The 19,306-nt window shown below is 70.5% G+C and carries 22 protein-coding genes; 12 read left to right on the forward strand and 10 right to left on the reverse strand.

The window, feature by feature from the left end; all coding sequences use genetic code 11:
• The 5 genes from CF8_RS22895 to CF8_RS02735 form a co-directional block, all read left to right on the forward strand.
• Positions 1-415 (forward strand): LysR family substrate-binding domain-containing protein (locus tag CF8_RS22895; protein ID WP_036490036.1); only part of this gene is annotated, 415 nt, incomplete at its 5' end.
• Positions 412-1,512, forward strand: a complete 1,101-nt coding sequence (locus CF8_RS02720) for a mandelate racemase/muconate lactonizing enzyme family protein (protein ID WP_010831607.1) — start codon at positions 412-414, stop codon at positions 1,510-1,512. The genes CF8_RS22895 and CF8_RS02720, both read left to right, overlap by 4 nt.
• 44 nt (positions 1,513-1,556) lie before the next feature.
• Complete coding sequence (catA, locus tag CF8_RS02725; RefSeq protein WP_010831608.1) at positions 1,557-2,420, forward strand: catechol 1,2-dioxygenase; 864 nt, start codon at positions 1,557-1,559, stop codon at positions 2,418-2,420.
• 4 nt (positions 2,421-2,424) lie between these two features.
• A complete protein-coding gene (gene catC, locus CF8_RS02730) occupies positions 2,425-2,706 on the forward strand; it encodes a muconolactone Delta-isomerase (RefSeq protein WP_010831609.1) in 282 nt (93 codons plus the stop codon).
• A gap of 14 nt (positions 2,707-2,720) precedes the next feature.
• Positions 2,721-3,326 (forward strand): class I SAM-dependent methyltransferase, encoded by a 606-nt coding sequence (locus CF8_RS02735; protein WP_010831610.1) that lies wholly within the window; start codon positions 2,721-2,723, stop codon positions 3,324-3,326.
• Here the strand turns inward: CF8_RS02735 and CF8_RS02740 are convergent.
• Complete coding sequence (locus CF8_RS02740) at positions 3,323-4,348, reverse strand: Lrp/AsnC family transcriptional regulator (protein WP_010831611.1); 1,026 nt, start codon at positions 4,346-4,348, stop codon at positions 3,323-3,325. The genes CF8_RS02735 and CF8_RS02740 overlap by 4 nt on opposite strands.
• Positions 4,349-4,464: 116 nt before the next feature.
• Between CF8_RS02740 and CF8_RS02745 the strand changes: the two genes are divergently transcribed.
• Complete coding sequence (locus tag CF8_RS02745; protein WP_051204099.1) at positions 4,465-5,736, forward strand: M20 metallopeptidase family protein; 1,272 nt, start codon at positions 4,465-4,467, stop codon at positions 5,734-5,736.
• Between the two features lie 16 nt (positions 5,737-5,752).
• Positions 5,753-7,078 carry an MFS transporter gene (locus CF8_RS02750; protein ID WP_010831613.1) on the forward strand — a complete coding sequence of 442 codons (1,326 nt, stop codon included), beginning with the start codon at positions 5,753-5,755 and terminating at the stop codon, positions 7,076-7,078.
• A gap of 3 nt (positions 7,079-7,081) precedes the next feature.
• On the opposite strand, the gene CF8_RS02755 is transcribed toward CF8_RS02750, so the two are convergent.
• Both CF8_RS02755 and mca read right to left on the reverse strand, forming a co-directional pair.
• A complete protein-coding gene (locus tag CF8_RS02755; RefSeq protein WP_010831614.1) occupies positions 7,082-7,333 on the reverse strand; it encodes a hypothetical protein in 252 nt (83 codons plus the stop codon).
• Between the two features lie 28 nt (positions 7,334-7,361).
• Positions 7,362-8,252 (reverse strand): mycothiol conjugate amidase Mca, encoded by an 891-nt coding sequence (mca, locus tag CF8_RS02760; RefSeq protein WP_036490037.1) that lies wholly within the window; start codon positions 8,250-8,252, stop codon positions 7,362-7,364.
• Between the two features lie 51 nt (positions 8,253-8,303).
• Between mca and CF8_RS02765 the strand changes: the two genes are divergently transcribed.
• A complete protein-coding gene (locus CF8_RS02765) occupies positions 8,304-8,711 on the forward strand; it encodes a DUF4307 domain-containing protein (protein WP_010831616.1) in 408 nt (135 codons plus the stop codon).
• 214 nt (positions 8,712-8,925) lie between these two features.
• A complete protein-coding gene (greA, locus tag CF8_RS02770) occupies positions 8,926-9,423 on the forward strand; it encodes a transcription elongation factor GreA (protein ID WP_010831617.1) in 498 nt (165 codons plus the stop codon).
• A gap of 45 nt (positions 9,424-9,468) precedes the next feature.
• Here the strand turns inward: greA and ilvA are convergent, their stop codons facing one another.
• From ilvA to CF8_RS02800, 6 genes are all read right to left on the reverse strand, one after another.
• Entirely contained in the window at positions 9,469-10,689 is a 1,221-nt protein-coding gene (gene ilvA / locus CF8_RS02775; RefSeq protein ID WP_232211564.1) for a threonine ammonia-lyase, read from the reverse strand.
• Complete coding sequence (locus CF8_RS02780; protein ID WP_010831619.1) at positions 10,682-11,983, reverse strand: AI-2E family transporter; 1,302 nt, start codon at positions 11,981-11,983, stop codon at positions 10,682-10,684. Before CF8_RS02780 ends, ilvA begins: the two co-directional genes overlap by 8 nt.
• Positions 11,980-13,350, reverse strand: coding sequence for a glutamate mutase L (locus CF8_RS02785; RefSeq protein ID WP_010831620.1), 1,371 nt, complete (start codon positions 13,348-13,350; stop codon positions 11,980-11,982). Before CF8_RS02785 ends, CF8_RS02780 begins: the two co-directional genes overlap by 4 nt.
• 4 nt (positions 13,351-13,354) lie before the next feature.
• Entirely contained in the window at positions 13,355-13,672 is a 318-nt protein-coding gene (locus tag CF8_RS02790; RefSeq protein WP_010831621.1) for a YidH family protein, read from the reverse strand.
• Positions 13,669-14,829, reverse strand: coding sequence for a cystathionine gamma-synthase (locus tag CF8_RS02795; RefSeq protein ID WP_010831622.1), 1,161 nt, complete (start codon positions 14,827-14,829; stop codon positions 13,669-13,671). The genes CF8_RS02790 and CF8_RS02795 overlap by 4 nt, the downstream gene beginning before the upstream one ends.
• Before the next feature lie 94 nt (positions 14,830-14,923).
• Positions 14,924-15,748 (reverse strand): hypothetical protein, encoded by an 825-nt coding sequence (locus CF8_RS02800; protein ID WP_010831623.1) that lies wholly within the window; start codon positions 15,746-15,748, stop codon positions 14,924-14,926.
• Between the two features lie 149 nt (positions 15,749-15,897).
• Here CF8_RS02800 and msrA point away from each other — a divergent pair, with 149 nt between their 5' ends.
• Positions 15,898-16,542: a peptide-methionine (S)-S-oxide reductase MsrA gene (msrA, locus tag CF8_RS02805; protein ID WP_010831624.1), complete on the forward strand. Its 645-nt coding sequence runs from the start codon at positions 15,898-15,900 to the stop codon at positions 16,540-16,542.
• 78 nt (positions 16,543-16,620) lie between these two features.
• Positions 16,621-16,998 (forward strand): YciI family protein, encoded by a 378-nt coding sequence (locus CF8_RS02810; RefSeq protein WP_010831625.1) that lies wholly within the window; start codon positions 16,621-16,623, stop codon positions 16,996-16,998.
• Here CF8_RS02810 and CF8_RS02815 read toward each other — a convergent pair.
• Entirely contained in the window at positions 16,982-18,499 is a 1,518-nt protein-coding gene (locus CF8_RS02815) for a reprolysin-like metallopeptidase (RefSeq protein ID WP_036490038.1), read from the reverse strand. The two genes, CF8_RS02810 and CF8_RS02815, sit on opposite strands and share 17 nt — an antisense overlap.
• A 142-nt stretch (positions 18,500-18,641) precedes the next feature.
• On the opposite strand from CF8_RS02815, the gene CF8_RS02820 reads away from it, so the two are divergent.
• Positions 18,642-19,306: class I SAM-dependent DNA methyltransferase (locus CF8_RS02820; RefSeq protein WP_051204100.1), on the forward strand; the 665-nt coding region annotated here is incomplete at its 3' end.

A 19,306-nucleotide genomic window follows, 5' to 3' on the forward strand; every position in this document is an offset into this window, starting at 1 on the left:
CGCCGACCCCCGCCTCGCCACGGAGCCGGTCATCTCGATGACCGACCTGCGCACCGAGTCCTTCGTGCTCTTCGCCGGCGCCGACTCGGCCGTCAACGACGCCGTCCTGCGCAGCTGCCGGGTCGCCGGCTTCGTCCCCCACCACGAGCACGAGGCAGCCGGCATCTCGGTCCTGCTCCCCCTGGTCGCCGCCGACCTCGGGGTCGCCCTGCTCCCCGCCTCCGTCCTGGCGGCCCCCCTGACGGGGGTCGTCTTCCGCGACGTCACCGACGCCGCCACCGTCGACCTCGCCCTCGCCTGGCGCACCGGCGAGAGCAACCCGGCCGTGCTCGCCGTCCTCGAGGTGCTCGCCGCCAACGAGTCCCCCACCCCTGCCACGTCCCCCGCCAACCGCCCCGATGAGGTCACCCGATGAAGATCACCCAGGTCGAGGCGATCCCCTTCGCGATCCCCTACGCCAAGCCCCTGAAGTTCGCGAGCGGCGAGGTCCACGTCGCCGAGCACGTCCTGGTGCGAGTCACCACCGACGACGGCGTCGTCGGCGTCGCGGAGGCGCCGCCGCGCCCCTTCACCTACGGCGAGACGCAGGCCGGCATCATCGCCGTGATCGAGGGCATCTTCGCGCCCCAGGTGACCGGGCTCGACGTGATCGAGCGCGAGCAGATCCACGCCCGGCTCTCGCGCACCGTCGGCAACCCGACCGCCAAGTCGGCCCTCGACATGGCCATCTGGGACGCCCTCGGCCAGTCCCTGGGCTACAACGTCACCGACCTGCTGGGCGGCTACACCGACCGGATGCGGGTCTCCCACATGCTCGGCTTCGACGAGCCCGCCGCGATGGTCGCCGAGGCCGAGCGGATGCGCGACACCTACGGCATCTCCACCTTCAAGGTGAAGGTCGGCCGGCGCCCCTTCACCCTCGACACGGCGGTCGTGCGCGCCCTGCGCGAAAGCTTCGGCACCGAGGTCGAGCTGTACGTCGACGGCAACCGCGGCTGGTCGCCGTCGGAGTCCGCCCGCGCGATGCACGAGATGGCCGACCTCGACCTCACCCTCGCCGAGGAGCTGTGCCCCGCCGACGACGTGCTGGGCCGCCGGTGGCTGGTGCAGCAGGTCGAGGTGCCCTTCGTCGCCGACGAGTCCGTCGTGACTCCGGCCGAGGTCACCCGGGAGGTGCTCAGCGGCTCGGCCAACGCGGTCAGCATCAAGACCGCCCGCACCGGCTTCACCACCAGCCGCCGCGTCCACCACCTCGCCGAGGGGCTCGGGATCGAGGTCGTCATGGGCAACCAGATCGACGGCCAGCTCGGTTCCTTGTGCTCGGTCGCCTTCGGCGCGGCCTTCGAGCTGACCTCGCGCCGCCCCGGCGAGCTGTCCAACTTCCTCGACATGACCGACGACCTGCTCGCCGAACCGCTGGAGATCCGGGGCGGCGAGCTCGTCGTCCGGCCCGGTCCCGGCCTGGGGGCCGTGATCGACCCCGACAAGCTGGCGCGCTACCGCCAGGACTGACTGACCCACCACCACCCGCACCACATCCCCGAAGGAGAACCCCCATGAGCACCACCGTCAACGAGACCGCTTCGGCGGCCGCCTCCGGCGCCAGCGCCACCGAGCGCTTCCACGCCGACAAGTCGCCGTACGACGCGGTCAAGGACGTCCCCGCCGAGCGTGTCGACGCGCTGGCCCGCGAGGTCCTCGACGCCGTCTACGCCACCGTCCGCAAGCACAAGGTCACCTACGACGAGTTCAACGCCCTCAAGGCGTGGATGATCAACGTCGGCGAGGACGGCGAGTGGCCGCTGTTCCTCGACGTCTGGCTCGAGCACGTCGTCGAAGAGGTCAACACCGAGCACCGCGAGGGCAACAAGGGCGCGATCGAGGGGCCCTACTACGTCCCCAACGCGCCCGAGCAGGGTGCCGACGGCACCATCTCCATGCGCGAGGGCGAGGGCGGAACGCCGCTGACCTGGACCGGCGCGGTCACCTCCACCGACGGCACCGCGCTGGCAGGCGCCAAGGTCGAGCTGTGGCACGCCGACTCCGACGGCCTCTACTCCCAGTTCGCCCCCGGCATCCCGGAGTGGAACCTGCGCGGCACCTTCACCACCGGTGAGGACGGTGCCTTCGCGATCCACACCGTGCAGCCCGCGCCCTACCAGATCCCCACCGACGGCTCCTGCGGCAAGCTCATCGCCGCCGCCGGCTGGCACGCCTGGCGCCCGGCGCACCTGCACGTCAAGGTCTCCGCGCCCGGCCACGAGCTGCTCACCGCCCAGTTGTACTTCCCCGGTGACGCCCACAACGACGACGACATCGCCTCGGCCGTCAAGCCTGAGCTGATCCTCGACCCCAAGCAGGAGTCCGACGGCAGCGCGAGCGTCGACTACGGCTTCGTCCTCGACCCCGAGAAGGGCTGACCACATGCTGTTCCACGCACGGATGGACGTCCGCATCCCGCTCGACATGGACCCCGAGGTCAAGGCAGACCTCGTCGCCCGCGAGAAGGCCTACGCCCAGGAGGTCCAGGAGTCCGGACGCTGGCCACACCTGTGGCGGATCGTGGGCGAGTACGCCAACGTCTCGATCTTCGACGTGGAGTCCAACGACGCGCTGCACGAGCTGCTCTCCGGGCTGCCGTTGTTCCCCTACATGGACATCACGGTGACGCCGCTCGCCAAGCACCCCAGCGACATCAACGCCTGACATACGGTCGTCCCATGGACTCACACGCATGGGACGAGCGGTACGCCGCCAGCGACCTCGTCTGGTCGCGCGGACCCAACGCCGTCGTGGCCGCCGAGTGCGCGGACCTGGCGCCCGGGCGAGCCGTCGACCTGGCGTGCGGCGAGGGCCGCAACGCGATCTGGCTGGCCTCCCTCGGCTGGGACGTGACCGCAGTCGACTTCTCGCAGGTCGCGGTCGACAAGGGCCGGACGTTGGCCGGCGACCTGTCAGTCACATGGGTGTGCGCCGACGCGACGGAGTGGACGAGCGACGGACTGGACCTCGCAGTGGTGGCCTACTTCCAGGTGCCAGCCGCGCTGCGGCGTACGGCGGTGCGCAATGCCGTCTCGTCATTGCGACCGGGCGGCACGCTGGTCTGGGTCGCCCACGACTCCACCAACCTGACCGAGGGCACCGGCGGCCCGCAGGACCCGGCCGTGCTGATGACGGCACAGGACGTCCTCGACGACCTCGACGGGATCGAGGTCGAGGTCGTCCGGGCCGAGCGGGTGGAACGGGTCGTGACCGCCGACGACGGTCACGGCAGCGAGGTCACCAAGACTGCGTGGGACTGCCTGGTTCGGCTCGTCCGCGCCTAGCGCACGACGGACGCCAGCGCGCTCGAGGGAACGACTTCCCCGGTTGCCAACCCGTTGTCGTCGAGCAACCACCCGATCCGTTTCGACGTGCGGAGCGTGATCGCGTTGTCGACGATCCCCAACCACGGCAGCCGCTCGCCGAGCAGCTGCTCGAGCCGCATGAGGTGCTGCAAGGAACGCACCCAGACCGTGAACATGAGGTTGGTGTCCCCGGTCGTCGAGATGCACAGGCGCAGCTCCTGCAGGGTGCCGAGGGCGGTGACCGTGCGCTCCCGCTCGGCAGCGGGCACCCGCGCCACCCACGTGCAGCTGATCGGCCACCGGGACGCCAGCTGAGCTACTTCGCAGCGGAAGCGCAACGCCCCCGAGCCGACCAGCCGCGAGAGCTGGCGACGCACCGTGGCCTCAGGCCGCCCGATCTGTCGGGCCAGGTCCGCGGCCGACGCGCGGCCGTCGCGGGCCAGGGCATCGATCAGCGCCTCGGCGTCACGGGGCGGGGTCACACCCGGCTGTGGTCCGGCAGCGGCAGCCAGCTGCTCACACACCGCCTGCTGGTCCCGGTCGAGCGCATCCAGCCGCCAGTTCGTGCCGTCGCTGTGGACGGCCGTGGCCAGGTGGGTGCGCTGCCGCTCGATGCCCGCGATGCCGGCCATGTCGTCGAGGACGAAGCGGGTCAGGGAGGGGAGGTCCGGGGTGAGCACGGTGAGCAGCAGGTCGCGCCCGCGTGCCGACTCCTCGACGGAAATGGTCCGGGGGTCGCGACACAACAGGCGGACGACCTCGGCTCGATGACCTGGCGCGACATCGACCTCGACGAGCGACGTGACCAGGTCGTCCCCGCGCGCCTCGGGATAGGACGTGACCCAGGCCAGCCCGCTCGAGCGGAGGCGGTGCCACCGGGCGGCCAGCGCCGTGGGTGTGGCGTCCAGGACGCGAGAAAGGTCGGTCCAGGTGACGCGAGGAGCAATCTGCAGAGAATGCAGAAGGGCAAGATCCTCCTCCTGGAAGCCGGGAGTGTGCACGTTTCCCCCTCCATTTCACCTTTGGGTGATCGAAATCAACGTTGTTGGGCGGGCAGTGTGACGACGATCGCACACTCGTCTCCTACCCCACAGCCCTCCCAGGCAGGAGATGACCCGTGAGCACTCTGGACGACGCGCGAACCATGGCCGCGGACCTCACTGAGCTGCGCGAGGCGCTGCACCGGGAGCCCGAGATCGGCCTGCACCTACCGCGCACGCAGGAGAAGGTCATCGCGGCCCTGGACGGCCTCCCCCTCGAGATCAGCACCGGGACGGACACCACGTCGGTCACCGCCGTTCTGCGAGGCACGGCGCCCGCCGGGACCGGGGACAGCGGCCCCGCACCCGTCGTCCTGCTGCGCGGCGACATGGACGGCCTCCCCGTCCAGGAAGCGACGGGCCTTCCCTTCTCCTCGCAGGTCGACGGGGCCATGCACGCCTGTGGTCACGACCTGCACACCAGCATGCTCGTTGGCTCCGCCCACCTGCTCAGCGCCCAGCGCGACCGGTTGGCCGGCGATGTCGTCTTCATGTTCCAGCCCGGAGAGGAGGGGTGGGACGGCGCCGGCGTGATGATCCGCGAGGGGATCCTCGACGCGGCCGGGCGCCGAGCGGACGCGGCCTACGCCCTCCATGTCTTCGCCGGGCTCGCTCCCGGTGGCCACGTCCTCACCCGCCCCGGGACCTACCTCTCCGCCTCGGACGAGCTGCACGTGACTGTCGTCGGGTCGGGTGGTCACGGTTCCACCCCCGACCGCAGTCGCGACCCTGTTCCCGCCGTGGCCGAGATGGTCACGGCCCTGCAGACCATGGTCACGCGCAGGTTCAGCATCTTCGACCCCGTCGTGGTGACTGTCGGCCTGCTCCAGGCCGGCACCAAGGCCAACGTCATCCCGGACACCGCGACCTTCCAGGCCACGGTGCGCACCTTCTCGGAGGCCGCCCGCGACACGATGATGCTCGAGGCTCCCCGCCTCCTGAAGGGCATCGCCGCGGCGCACGGGCTGGAGGTCGACGTGAAGTACGTCGACCAGTACCCGATCACCTCGAACGACGTCGCCGAGACGGCCTTCGTCACGGACACGGTCATCGACCTCTTCGGCGATGAGCGCCACGTCGCCATGGACTCGCCGGTCGCCGGCTCCGAGGACTTCTCGCGCGTGCTCGCCGAAGTGCCCGGCAACTTCATCGGACTCTCGGCCGTGGCCGGCGGAGCTGATCCGCAGACCGTGCCCTTCAACCACTCGCCGAAGGCCACCTACGACAGCTCGGTGCTGCCCGACGGGGTCGCTCTCTATGCCGAGCTCGCAACGCGCCGCCTCGCGGCGCTCCGCTCCCAGGCTGACCTCACCAGCAGCCACCCCGCCCGCAACCCCGCCACCAACTGAGCCCCAGGAGGCCACCATGAGCGTCATCGACCCACCCGCGACCGTCCCTCACCGGCTGCCCGTCCGCAACCTGGTCGCCGCCAGCGCCGGCAATGCCGTCGAGTGGTTCGACTGGACGATCTTCGCGCTCTTCTCGACCTACTTCGCCACCCAGTTCTTCCCGAGCGACAACCCGACCCTGGCCTACCTCAACACAGCCGCGACGTTCGCCCTCGCGTTCTTCTTCCGTCCGCTCGGCGGCTGGCTGATCGGTCGGTTCGCGGACGTACACGGCCGCAAGCCCGCCCTGCTGGTCACCATCGGCCTGATGTGCGGCGGCTCGTTGGTCATCGCGCTCACGCCGACGTTCGAGACCATCGGCTGGTTCGCGCCGATCGTGCTGCTGCTGGCTCGGATCGCCCAGGGCATCTCGACCGGCGGCGAGGTCGGCAACGCCTACGCCTATCTCTACGAGATCGCGCCGGAGGACCGGCGTGGCCGCTACTCGTCCTTCTGCTACATGTCCACGGGAGCAGCAATCCTCCTCGCGTCCCTGCTCGGCTACTGGATGAGCAGCACCTTCAGCCAGGCATTCATGCACGAGTGGGGCTGGCGCGTGCCCTTCGTGGTCGGCGCTGTCCTCGGCGTCGTCGTCGTGTGGCTGCGACGGACCATGGACGAGTCGACCGAGTTCACCGACAAGGTGGAGGGCACCGAGCCGGTCAAGAGCCCGCTGCTGTCCACTCTGCGCGACCACCCTCGCGCGGTCGCCCAGATCCTTGGCTTCATCGCCATGCTGACGCTCGTCTACTACACCTTGACCAATGCGCTGAAGGCCTACGCCAGCCGGCCGCTCGCTGAGGGTGGGACTGTCGGCGCGTCCGAGTCCGACACCTTCTTGGCCCTCAGCATCGGGTTGGTCGTCTTCGTCGCGGCGCAGTATCCCTTCGGCCTGCTGGCCGACCGCATCGGCCGGCGCAACCAGATCCTCGGCTGCGCCGTGGTCTTCGCGGTGATCACCGTCCCCCTGTCGCGACTCGTCACGGACGACCTCGCCAGCCTCATCCTGGTGTTCGTCGTCAGCCTGGGACTCTTCGCCTCAGCGACCTCGGTGACCCCGGCCGTCCTGTCCGACCTCCTGCCGGTCAACCTGCGCGGCGTCGGGATCGGGTCCTGGTACAACATCGCCATTGCGCTCTTCGGGGGTACGGCGCCGTTCATCCTGACTGCCCTGACCGATGCGGGGCACACGACGCTCTTCTTCTGGTACATCGTGGCCATGTGCGTGATCGGCTCGATCGTGATGCTCACCGTCCCGGACGAGCGCCGTGGGACTGCGCTGCACCGGAAGGCCGCCCAGTAGGCCTCAGCCAGAGGTCGTCGAGTCGCCGTCGGCGGGCTCGTCGCCGGAACCGGCCGGCTCGTCGCCGTACGCCCCGGCGTCCTTGGCCGCCTGCGCCTTGCGCAGCTGCTTGGTCAGGCTCCAGCCCAGGAACGCGACCGCGAGGGCCAGCAGCAAGAAGATGATCAGCGCGACCCAGCCGGCCTTGACGTCTTCGGGCGCGGGGCCCTCGGTGGTGGCGATGGTGACCGCGACGGCCAGGCTGTGCGTGAACATGGGCCCAGTCTCTCAGGCGCGTGTCGGCTCAGGCGTCAGGGGTGATGCCGGCGAACAGGTCGTCCTCCGGCAGCTCGGAGGCGACGTGGCTCACGACGAGCTCGAAGTCCTCGGTCGGCCACGTCTCGGCCTGGATCTCGCGCGGGATCGAGAAGAACCAGCCGTCCGGGTCGATCTGCGTCGCGTGCGCGAGCAGCGCCTGGTCACGCACCCCGAAGTAGTCCGAGCAGGGCACCTTGGTCGTCACCCGGGCGTCCCAGTCGGGGCGCTCGGGCCAGTCGGCCAGGCGCTCGGCCCACGGCGACTCGAGGTCGTGGGCCAGCATCGCCTCGTGCAGCGCGACGGCCTTGGGCCGGCTGTGGCCGTGCTGGTAGTAGAGCTTGAGCGGCTGCCACGGCTCCCCCGCCTCGGGATAGCGCTCCGGGTCGCCCGCCGCGTGGAACGCCTCGACCGAGATCTTGTGGCACATGATGTGGTCGGGGTGCGGGTAGCCGCCGTTCTCGTCGTAGGTCGTCAGCACGTGCGGACGCAGCTCGCGGATCAGCTTCACCAGCGGCGCAGCACCCTCCTCGACGTCGACGAGACCGAAGCAGCCCTCGGGCAGCGGCGGCTTGGGGTCGCCCTCGGGCCAGCCCGAGTCGATGAAGCCGAGCCAGTCCTGGGTCACCCCGAGGATGTCGCGGGCCCGCTCCATCTCCTGGCGGCGGATCTCGTGGATGTTCTCGAGGATCCCGGGCCGGTCCATCTTCGGATTGAGGATCGAACCGCGCTCGCCGCCCGTGCAGGTCACGACGTGCACGTCGACGCCCTGGGCGACATACATCGCCGTCGAGGCCGCGCCCTTGCTCGACTCGTCGTCGGGGTGGGCGTGCACGTGCATGAGGCGATATCCGGCGCGCTGGGCGGAAGGCTGCGGCATGGACGAGAGTCTAGGTTCTGCACCGTTGGCCGGGTTCTCTAGGCTGCACGCGTGACCGAGCCCGCGCCTGCCCCCAGCGACCTTTCCCAGAGGTACGGCGCACCCGCACCGTGGCGCCGGCAGGCACTGGTCGCCGCGACGACCGTGCTGGCGCTGGTCTTCCTCGCCTGGGTGGCGTGGGTGGCGTGGTCGCACGGCACCCCCGCAGCCGAGTCGGAGCTGGTCAGCTACGACGTGCGCAGCGCCAGCTCCGCGGTCGCGCACATCGACGTCCAGCTCGAGGACGGCGCCGACGCCACCTGCCGGGTGCGGGCCTTCGCCGAGGACCACACCACCGTCGGCGAGATCTCGTTCACGCCCCAGCAGGGCCGCAACGACGTCGTCATCCGCACCGAGCGACTCGCCACCAGCGTCGACCTGATCGGCTGCACCACTCCCGACCAGGAACGTCCGCGCTGAGCGTTGCGACCGCCCCGTCCACGCCGCTGACCAGCCTTTTTGGTGTCGTCGACCTGCATCTGCTCGCCTGAGTTGCTACGTTGGTGTCCTGCCCGCCCGGCAGCGCCAGCCCATTGCGCGGCCGAGAGCGCCAGCCGCAGGGCTCGCCAAGCAGGACAAACACCACCACGAGTGGATGCGATTGTGCGTATCCACCTAGTAGGAGTACACCGACATGACTCAGGACGCCGGCACCATCTGGCTCACGCAGGATGCCTTCGACAAGCTCACCTCCGAGCTCGCGGAGCTCAAGGGGCCTCGCCGCACCGAGATCATCGAGAAGATCTCGGCCGCCCGCGATGAAGGCGACCTGAAGGAGAACAGCGGCTACCACGCTGCCAAGGACGAGCAGGGCAAGCAGGAGGCCCGCATCCGCCAGCTGGAGGACATGCTGCGTCGCGCCGAGGTCGGCGAGACGCCGGCCAACGACGGCGTCGTGGAGCCCGGCATGGTCGTGACCATCCGCTTCACCGGCGACGACGACACCGAGAAGTTCCTGCTCGGGGCCCGCGAGAACCTCGCCGAGGGCGACACCCTCGACGTCTACTCCCCCCAGTCCGCCATGGGTGCCGCGATCAACGGCCACAACAAGGGCGAGACCGTCACCTACACCGCGCCCAACGGCAAGGACATCCAGGTCGACATCGTCGACGCGGAGCCCTACCGCAGCTGACCTTCGTTCCCCACGTCGACCCGGCACCTCGTGTGCCGGGTCGACTCATTCATAGACCTTGTAGCCCGCCTCGCGGAGCTTGGCCATCACGACCCCGGCGTGCACCTCGCCGCGGGTCTCGAGCTGGATCCGCACCTCGACCTCGTTGAGGTTGAGCGTCGGCGAGATCCGCTCGTGGGCGACCTCGAGCACGTTGGCGCCGGCCTCGCCGACGCGGGCGAGCAGCCCGGCCAACCCGCCGGGCAGGTCGGGGATCACGACCCGGAGGTAGAGGTAGCGACCGGCGGACGCGAGTCCGTGGCGGATCACCTTGCCGAGCAGCAGCGGGTCGATGTTGCCGCCCGAGAGGATCGCCACCGTCGGGCTCTCGAAGTGGTGCGGCGTGTCGAGGATGGCCGCCACGGCGGCGGCACCGGCCGGCTCGACGACCATCTTGGCGCGCTCGACGAGGGCGAGCAGCGCCCGCGACAGTGACTCCTCGGAGACGGTGCGCACCTCGTCGCAGTGGTCGCGCACGGCGGCGAAGGTGATCTCACCGGGACACCCGACCGCGATGCCGTCGGCCATCGTCGCCATCGACGACAGCGCGACGGGTGCGCCGTGGCGCAGCGAGTCGGGGAAGGCGGCAGCCCCCTCGGCCTGCACGCCGATCACCCGGACGTCGGGACGGGCGGCCTTGATCGCGATGGCGACGCCGGCGAGCAGGCCGCCACCACCGGTCGGCACGATGACCGTCTTGACGTCGGGCTTCTGCTCGAGGATCTCCAGCCCGGCGGTGCCCTGCCCGGCGACGACGTCGGCGTGGTCGAACGGGTGGATCAGCACCGCCCCGGTCTCGGCGGCGAACCGCCGCGCCTCGACCAGCGCGTCCTCGAGGTAGCGGCCGTGGAAGCGGACGTCGGCGCCGTACGCCCGCGTCGCCTTCTCCTTCGGGATCGGCGCCCCCTCGGGCATGAAGACGGTGGAGCGGATGCCGAGCGTGGTGGCGGCGAGCGCGACACCCTGGGCGTGGTTGCCGGCACTGGCGGCCACGACGCCGGCAGCACGCTCCTGCTCGGAGAGTCGCGAGATGCGGACGAAGGCGCCGCGGATCTTGAAGGAGCCGGTGCGCTGGAGGTTCTCGCACTTCAGACTCACGGGTCCGTCGGCCAGCGCGGAGAGCCAGCGCGACTCCTCCATGGGCGTGCGCACGGCGACGCCCTGCAGCACCTCGCGCGCGGCCTCGATGTCGGCCAGGGTCACACCACTCAGGCGAGGGTCACTCACTCGCCACCTCCTGCTCCACGTCTCGCTCCTCCTCGTCGGTGACGACTGGTGACTCGTAGTCCTCGGGCTCGCTCTCGCGGGCGAGGTGGTTGACCACTGCGTTGCCTGCGGCGACGAGGGGTACGGCGATGAGCGCGCCGGCGATGCCCGCGACCAGCACACCGCACCCGATGGCCACGATCACGCCGAGCGGGTGCACGGACACGAAGCGACCCATCAGGAAGGGCTGCAGGATGTGTCCCTCGATCTGCTGCACGAGAATCACGCCGCCGAGCATGAGCAGCGCGGTGAGCGGGCCCTGGTCGACGAGCGCGACCAGGATCGCGACGCTGCCCGCGACCGTCGCTCCGACCATCGGGATGAACGCACCGAGGAAGACCAGCACGCCGATCGCCAGCACGAACGGCACACCCAGCAGCGCGGCCACGATCGTCACGCCGATCGCGTCGGCGAGCGCGACCAGCACCGTGGCCCGGACGAACTGGGTCAGCGAGATCCACGCGACGCGGCCCGAGCCGTCGACGTGCTCGCGCGCAGCGCGGGGGGCGAGCCGGACCAGCCAGGCCCAGATGCGCCCGCCGTCGGCGAGGAAGAAGTAGGTGGAGAACAACACGATGAAGAAGCCGGCGAAGACGTGTCCGACGGCGGTGCCGAGCTCGGTGAGCCGGGTGACGGCACTGCCCTCACGGGAGTTCTCGGTGATGGTGCGCTGGGCCGACTCGATCCAGCCGTTGAGCTGGCTGTCGCTGAGGTTGAGCGGTCCGTCGCGCAGCCAGTCCTTCACCTGGCCGAGGCCCTCGACGACCGAGTCGGCGAGGTCCTGCGCACCGGCGGCGACCTGCTGGCCGACATAGGTGAGGAGCAGCCCGACGGTGGTGATGCCGACGATCATCACGATGCCCGCGGCGAGCCCGCGCGGCGCCCCGATCCGCTGCAACGAGGCGACCGCGGGGCCGACCAGCGCAGCGATGAGCAGCGAGATCGCCAGCGGCATGGTGATGACGGCGAAGAAGGCCAGCACCCAGGCGAGGCCGAAGACGGCCGCCGCGATGATGATCAGCCGCCACGACCAGGCCGCCGCGAGGTCGATGCCCCACGGCACCTGCGCGCGGCTGAAGTTGCTCGCCCCGGTGGTGATCGTGATCGGCTCCGGTCGGCGCTCGGCGCGCAGCGCCGCCCACTGCTGGGCCAGCTGCGAGGCCAGCCGCTCCCCACGCCGGGAGTCGGGATCGATGTCCGCCGACGCCTCGACGTCGTCCAGCTCCTGGTCGCTCACCCCGTTGTCCTTCGTCACGACTGCAGGCTACTCATCGGCACCGACGACAACCCCTGCACGAGCCGGTGGGCCGCCTCCGGATGCGACGCGGCCAGCAGCCCGGCAGCGGCCAGGACGTAGTCGTGGTCGACGACCCCCCGCGGCGCACGGGGCAGCTGCCACCCGCCGTCGTGCTCGCCGGTGGCGGGCAGCAGCACGCGGCCCACGACACCGTCCACGCCGTTGCGCAGCACCCCTCCGGAGCCGACGAGCAGGTCGACCTCGCGCAGGTCCTTGCCGGTGCGCTCGACGACCCGGCCCTCAGGGCTCAGGACGACCTTGCTCCGGCCGGCGTGCCGCTTGAGGGCGAGCTCGATCGCGGCACGGGCGATCGCCTCGTCGATCGCGACCTCCTCGGCCGAGTCGGGCAGGTAGTCGGGGTCGACACGTCGCCGCTCCGCCGCGTCGGCGAGATCGAGCCCCGCCTCCGACACCGTGCTCACCGCCGACCACCGCATCCCGAGGTCGCCCTCGACCGTGCGGGTCACGGCAGTGGTCGCGACGACCTCGCGCGCGAGTCCGCTCTCCTCCGGGTCGACCTCGACGACGCTGTGCACGTCGGTGGTCGCCCCACCGACGTCGACGACGACCACGTCGCCGGCGCCGAACCGTGCCTCGTCGAGCCCGCGCGCCAGCAGCTCGACGCCGGTGAGGACCACGTCCGGGGTCGCCCCGCGGACCATCGCGGCGAAGTCGGTGCGGGTGCTGAGGTGCTTGCCGCCGATGACGTGGGCCAGGAACATCTCGCGGATCGCGGCGCGTGCCGGCTCGGCCGCGAGCACGCCGATCCTCGGCACCACGTTGTCCGCCAGGACGTACGGCGTCCGCGACTCCTCGAAGGCCGCGGCGACGCGCGACTGCGCCTCGACATCACCGGCGACGACCACGGGGCCGGCCCAGCGAGCCTCCGCGAGGAAGTCGGCATCGGCGACGAGCTGGCTGCTGTTGCCGCCGTCGGTGCCACCCACGAGCAGCACGACGTCGGGCTCGGCCTCACGCAGGTCGGCGTAGCGCTGCGCATCGAGGCCGCCCGAGAGCACGGCCACGACCTTCCCGCCGCTGGACAGGGCGACGCGGCGCCCGGCCTCGGCGGTGACGAGCTCCTCGTTGCCGACGACCGCGATCCGCAGCCCGCCACCGGCGCTGGAGCAGGCCAGCACCTCGGCGTCGCGGGCGCGGGCATCCTGCTCGCTCAGTGCGGCCAGGCAGGCGTCGAAGCCATCGAGCACGTCGGTGCCGATCGTGGTCGCGTGGCTGGCGGACGCCACCATCGCGCCGGTCCCGAGGTCGACCAGCGACGCCTTGGTGAAGGTCGACCCGAAGTCGACGCAGACGACTGCGGTCACGGCCTCACACCAGCACGGTGACGACGGCGGCCGCCGCGCCGATCACGACCGCGGCCGTGAGCAGCACGAAGACCACGCCGTTCGTCGGCAGCATCTCCCCCGCCCGGATCGCCCGGTCGGCAGCGCGGAAGTGGGCATAGCCGACGCAGCCGGCCAGCGCGCCGGAGGCGAGCAGCAGCAGCGACAGGACGGTCGTCGCGGCCGACGGGCCGACCAGGTGGAAGATCGCGACACCGGCGGCGACCAGCCCGATCGCCGTACGCACCCAGGCCAGGAAGGTCCGCTCGTTGGCGAGCGAGAAGCGGATGTCCGGCTCGGTCATGCCAGGGCGCGGTCGAGATCGGCGAGCAGGTCCTCGACCGTCTCGATCCCGACACTGAGCCGGATCAGGTCGGAGGGGACCTCGAGGTCGGTGCCGGCGACGCTCGCGTGGGTCATCCGCCCGGGGTGCTCGATCAGCGACTCGACGCCGCCGAGCGACTCCCCGAGCGTGAAGACCTCCGCCTTCGCGCAGACGTCGAGCGCCTGCTGCTCGCCGCCGGTGACGCGGAAGCTGATGATGCCGCCGAAGCGCTTCATCTGCTTCGCCGCGACCGCGTGGCCGGGGTGGCTCCCGAGCCCGGGATAGATGACCTCGGCGACCTTCGCGTGGGAGCCGAGGAACTCGACGACCTTCTCGGCGTTGTCGCAGTGGCGATCCATCCGCACCCCGAGCGTCTTGAGGCCGCGGTGCGTGAGGAAGCAGTCGAAGGGACCGGGCACGGCCCCCATGGAGTTCTGGTGGAACGCGATCTTGTCGGCGACCTCGAGGTCGCGGACGACGACCGCACCACCGACGACGTCGCTGTGCCCGCCGACGTACTTCGTCGTCGAGTGGACGACGACGTCAGCGCCGAGGGTGAGTGGCTGCTGCAGGTAGGGAGACGCGAACGTGTTGTCCACGACGAGCAGCGCGCCCGCTTCATGGGCGACCGCCGCCAGGCTCTCGATGTCCCCGATGTTGAGCATCGGGTTGGTGGGAGTCTCGACCCACACGATCTTCGTCCGGCCGGGGACGATCGCGGCCCGCATCGCGTCGACGTCCGAGACCGCGGCGGGGCTGTGGTCGAGGCCCCAGACGCGCGCCACCTTGTCGAAGAGCCGGAAGGTGCCGCCGTAGGCGTCGTCCGGGATGACCGCGTGGTCGCCCGGCGCGGTGAGCGCCCGGATGATGGTGTCCTCGGCCGCCAGGCCGCTCGCGAACGCGAAGCCGCGCTCGCCCTCCTCGACGGAGGCGAGCGCGCCCTCGAGAGCAGTCCGGGTCGGGTTGGCCGAGCGGCTGTACTCGTAGCCGCCCCGCATCCCGCCCACACCGTCCTGCTTGTAGGTGCTGGTGGCGTAGATCGGCGGGATCACCGCACCGGTCATGGCATCGGGTTCGTAGCCGGCGTGGATCGCACGCGTCTCGAAGCCGGACTTGTTCGTGTGTTCCTGGGTCACACCGTCGAGGCTAGTGGGCCCCGTCACAACTCGTCAGCAGGGGCCGGGACGGTCGCCACCCGGTGGGTGGCAACCGTCCCGGTTCGACGAGCAGCTACTCCCCGACCAACGATGCATCCGGGGGCACGCGGGTCGCGGTGACGGTGCCACCCGGTCGTGCGGCCCAGCTGCCGTACGAGTAGATCGTGCCGGCAGCGGCGCTGATGATGTAGGGGTTGAAGCCGAACCGCGACACGATCCCGGGCAGGCCCGCATCCCCGAAGACGTTGCGGCCGGAGACGTTGCTCCCGACCTTCTCGAACACACACAGGTGGCCCGGAGCGGCGTTCGGTGCCGCGGGGGTGCCTGAGCACCCTGCGGGCGGGACCGCGCCGGCGTTGATGAAGTGTGGCGTGGGCGCTGACGGGAACTGCACGCCGAACGAGATGCTGTTGGAGAACTCCTGGCCCGCGGCGGTGGCGGGACCGATCACGGAGAAGGTGCCGCGGAGGACAGGCGGGTACGGCGCGTACTTCGCGTCCGATTCAGCCTTGCTGTACGACGAACCGGCTGCCGCGTAGCTGCCGGCAGGCTGGAACTTCGCGTCCGACTCGGCCTTGGAGTAGCTCGAGCCCTTCGCGGCGTACGCCGCGTCGCCGGCAGCCTTCGTCAGGAATCCCGCGAGGGCGGCGTCGTTCTGCGCCTTGGTGTAGTAGTTGGCGAAGGCCGCGCCGGTCTCGGCCTTGGTGGAGTACTTCGCGTCCGACGCGGACTTCGTGTAGTAGCGCTTGTCGGCCAGGGGCTGGAGCTTCTTCTTCCAGATCTTCTTCCAGTTCGTCGCCGCGAACTGCTCCACCTCCGCACCGGCAGGGCTGACGGCAGTGACGCCGCCGCCGATCAGCAGGCCTGCCACGACCGCGGCGAGCGCGCGCTTGGTCATTCCTCGAGACTGCATGGTGGTCGTCCTCTCAGTGGGTGGTCCCTCTCCGAGGCTCAAAAGTGGTCCGCAGCGGAGCCCAGCGCCCGCGCTCCGACCCTGATATACCCAGTTTTGGTCGTCTTCCTTGCCCGCATCCGGACAATGGAGACATGTTCGGACTCGGCAAGCCCTCCACCCTCCCGTCCGCCGACGAGGCGCTGCCCGGCCGCGCCGAGCAGCCCTGGACCCTCGGGGAGCACGTCGTCCTCAAGACGCCCGTCGTCGCCGACGAGGTGCCCGACGGCCACGAGGTCGCGATCTTCGGCCTCGGCTGCTTCTGGGGCGCCGAGGAGATCTTCTGGCAGGAGCCGGGTGTCTGGTCGACGTCGGTCGGCTACGCCGGCGGACACACCAGCCACCCGACGTACGACGAGGTGTGCTCCGGACGCACCGGCCACACCGAGGCCGTGCGGATCGTCTTCGACCCCGCAGTCACCTCGTTCGCCGACCTGGTGAAGAAGTTCTTCGAGATCCACGACCCGACCCAGGGCATGCGTCAGGGCAACGACGTCGGCACGCAGTACCGCTCCGCGATCTACTTCACCTCGCCCGAGCAGGAGCAGACGGCGCGCGACCTGACCAAGGTGTACGGCGACGAGCTGGCCCGGCGCCGGCTCGGCGACATCACCACGGAGATCCGCCCGGCGAGCGAGACGCCCTACTTCTACGCCGAGGACGCGCACCAGCAGTACCTCGCGAAGAACCCGTTCGGCTACCGCTGCCACGCCAACACCGGGGTGAAGTTTCCCGGCTAGCCGTGTCGATTCGGCCCCTCCTCGTCCGTCAGGGTGGTGAGGGCGGGCGCCGGGTCCGCCGTGCCAGGAGGAGCAGCCATGACCGAGTACCTCATCTACTTCAACCAGCAGTGGGTCGGCGACCACACCGAGGAGTGGTTTCGCTCGCGCGCGCCGCTGTCCATGGCCGTGGTCGACGACATGGTGGCCGCCGGGGTCTACGTCTACGCCGGCGGGCTGGAGGGAGAGGGCTCACCTCTCTTCACCGTCAGCAGCGCCGACGCCACCGGCGGCACCGTGGCGATCAGCGACGGTCCGTTCGTGGAGACGACGGAGGTCCTGGGCGGCCTCACGGTCGTCGACGTGGCCGACGAGGAGGCCGCCCGGATGTGGGCGGGCAGGATGGCGGAGGCGTGCGGGTGGCCGCAGGAGGTCCGCCGCTTCAAGCCGAGGCCGCGACCTATCGCCGGATCTTGACCTTCCCGGACTGACGCTGGGTCGTCTCGTAGCCGCGGCGCTTGCCGGTGACCTGGACCGAGATCTTCTTCCCGCGATCCTTGCGGCTGACGCGGTAGGTCCTGGACTTGGCACCCTTGATCGCCTTGCCGTTGCGGAACCACTTGTAGCGGTACTTCACCGCCTTGCTGGGCTTCCAGTCCCGCATGACTGCGCGCAGCGACCCACCGGGTCGTGCAGTGCCCTTGATCCTCGGGCGGTGGGTCTTCTTGAAGAGCTGCTTCCCGATCACCGCGGAGGGAGCCGAGCCGACCGCCACGGGCTGGTAGTACGGCGCCGAACCGGTCGCCGCGACGGTGATCACCGTCCCGACCTGCGCCTTGCCGAGCGTGAGCTGGGGGCCGGTCGCGCCGGCGATCGGCGCCCCGTCGGCGAACCACTGGTAGGTGAAGGTGACGTTGCCGGGTGCCCACCCGGGGGTGCTGACGGTCAGCGACCTGCCGCGGTTGGGGGTGCCGGAGATCGACGGGGCCGCTCCGTAGATCTGCGACTGGCGGTAGTTGGCCACTGCCGGCGCCTGCTCGGTGATCGCGCGGACGTTGTCGGCCGCAGCGCTGCCGACCGGGTAGCCCTCGGGCGTGCGCACGCTGGGTCCGGAGTAGTAGGGAATCCGCACGCAATTCACGCCGGCGGCGCGGCAGGTGTCGTAGTAGGCCATCACCGAGATGAACTGGTGGGCCGGGTCGGTGTAGCCGCGGGCATAGGGCTTGCCCTGGCTGGGCGGGAACGACGCCCCGGTGTCGTGGTCGCCACTGAAGTTGTGGCCGATCTCGTGCTCGAACACGCGGAAGTTGTCGGCGCAGGCGGTGTAGAAGAGCACGGTCCAGGCGGCGTACTCGGGGTCGTACTGCGGCTGGATGCCACTCAGCGCGCCGATGCCACAGCTCGAGCCCGCGGGGACAGAGCCGCTCGCCCACAGGCTCACGAGGTCGGCGTGGGTCTCCTCGCGGAGTGCCTGCGCCTCGTCGTAGATCCCGTCGCCGGGCGCCCCGAGCTGCTTGATCATGGTGCGCAGGTCGGTGGACGTCGCCGCTGCGACCTGCCGGTCACCGACGTAGCGCAGCTGGACGGGGACGCCGGAGTTGGCGAAGGCCTTGTTGGCCCCGGCGATCTGCGTCTGGAACCTGGTGCGCAGACCCTCGATGCCGCCGACGTCGGCCTGGGCGAGGAGCGCCGCGGGATAGACGAAGGCGACGTCGACGAGGTTGCCCGCATCGGCCCTGCGGGTCGCGTCCGTGAGCCGCGCGTCGGCCGGCGCCTGGACGGCCGTCCGCCGGGCCAGGTCCTGGGTGGCCGGACGCAGCACGACGGCGTCGGTCTCCAGCCAGGCGGGCTCGTCGCCGTGGCCGCTCGCAGTCGCCAGGGACGAGGGGGCCAGCGTCGTGGTGCCGGCGACGAGGGTCGTGAGAAGTGCGAGGGCGGTGATGCGCCGGAGTGCGCGTCGGGTGGGGCGGTTGGCCATGATCAGCTCCTTCAAGGTCGGGCTGTTGATACCCCGACGTCGGCGTCGCAAACCGCGACGGGCCATGGGCTGACGATCTCCCGCGGTCCCCCACCTTCGAAACCCGGTTGCCCCGATCGCCACCCAGCCACAGGGTGGGGCCATGGACGGCTTCGATCCGATGGACAGCTTCGGCCCCGACGTGGCCGCGGCGTACGACGACCACCTCCGTGGCGACGAGGCCGAGACGGTCTCGTTCCTGGCCGCGCTGGCCGGTGACGGCCGCGCCCTCGAGCTGGCGATCGGCACCGGCCGCATCGCGATCCCGCTCATCGAGCGCGGGGTGGAGGTCGACGGCATCGAGCAGTCAGCGGCGATGACCCAGCGCCTGCACGAACGACGACCCGACGTCGCGGTCGTCGCAGGTGACATGGCGACGGCGGACGCCCCGGCTGCGGCGTACTCCCTCGTCTACCTCGTGTTCAACACGATCGGCAACATCCTCACCCAGGACGGTCAGGTGCAGTGCTTCGAGAACGCTGGCCGCCACCTCGCCGAGGACGGCGTCTTCGTCGTCGAGATGACCTCCCCCACCGTGTCGATCGCCGGGCGCACCCAGTTCGTCGAGGCGGAACGGGTCGCCGCAGACGAGGTCGTGCTGGACGTCAACCGCTACGACCCCGTCACCCAGCTGCTGTCGGAGAACCACGTCACCATCTCCGCCGCCGGGATCACGATGGGCCCGATCGCGCAGCGCATCCCGTTCCCCAGCGAGCTCGACCTGATGGCACGACTAGCTGTACTCGGCAGGGACGTTCGTGACAGTGG

It is taken from the genome of Nocardioides sp. CF8, from assembly GCF_000389985.1.
Classification (GTDB): domain Bacteria; phylum Actinomycetota; class Actinomycetes; order Propionibacteriales; family Nocardioidaceae; genus Nocardioides; species Nocardioides allogilvus.

Bases quoted from the DNA above. Each gene is read 5' to 3' on its own strand.
- CF8_RS02720 (WP_010831607.1), top strand. From the start codon at position 412: ATGAAGATCACCCAGGTCGAGGCGATCCCCTTCGCGATCCCCTACGCC.
- catA (WP_010831608.1), top strand. From the start codon at position 1,557: ATGAGCACCACCGTCAACGAGACCGCTTCGGCGGCCGCCTCCGGCGCC.
- catC (WP_010831609.1), top strand. From the start codon at position 2,425: ATGCTGTTCCACGCACGGATGGACGTCCGCATCCCGCTCGACATGGAC.
- CF8_RS02735 (WP_010831610.1), top strand. From the start codon at position 2,721: ATGGACTCACACGCATGGGACGAGCGGTACGCCGCCAGCGACCTCGTC.
- CF8_RS02750 (WP_010831613.1), top strand. From the start codon at position 5,753: ATGAGCGTCATCGACCCACCCGCGACCGTCCCTCACCGGCTGCCCGTC.
- CF8_RS02755 (WP_010831614.1), bottom strand. From the start codon at position 7,333: ATGTTCACGCACAGCCTGGCCGTCGCGGTCACCATCGCCACCACCGAG.
- mca (WP_036490037.1), bottom strand. From the start codon at position 8,252: ATGCCGCAGCCTTCCGCCCAGCGCGCCGGATATCGCCTCATGCACGTG.
- greA (WP_010831617.1), top strand. From the start codon at position 8,926: ATGACTCAGGACGCCGGCACCATCTGGCTCACGCAGGATGCCTTCGAC.
- CF8_RS02790 (WP_010831621.1), bottom strand. From the start codon at position 13,672: ATGACCGAGCCGGACATCCGCTTCTCGCTCGCCAACGAGCGGACCTTC.
- CF8_RS02800 (WP_010831623.1), bottom strand. From the start codon at position 15,748: ATGACCAAGCGCGCGCTCGCCGCGGTCGTGGCAGGCCTGCTGATCGGC.
- msrA (WP_010831624.1), top strand. From the start codon at position 15,898: ATGTTCGGACTCGGCAAGCCCTCCACCCTCCCGTCCGCCGACGAGGCG.
- CF8_RS02810 (WP_010831625.1), top strand. From the start codon at position 16,621: ATGACCGAGTACCTCATCTACTTCAACCAGCAGTGGGTCGGCGACCAC.
- CF8_RS02815 (WP_036490038.1), bottom strand. From the start codon at position 18,499: ATGGCCAACCGCCCCACCCGACGCGCACTCCGGCGCATCACCGCCCTC.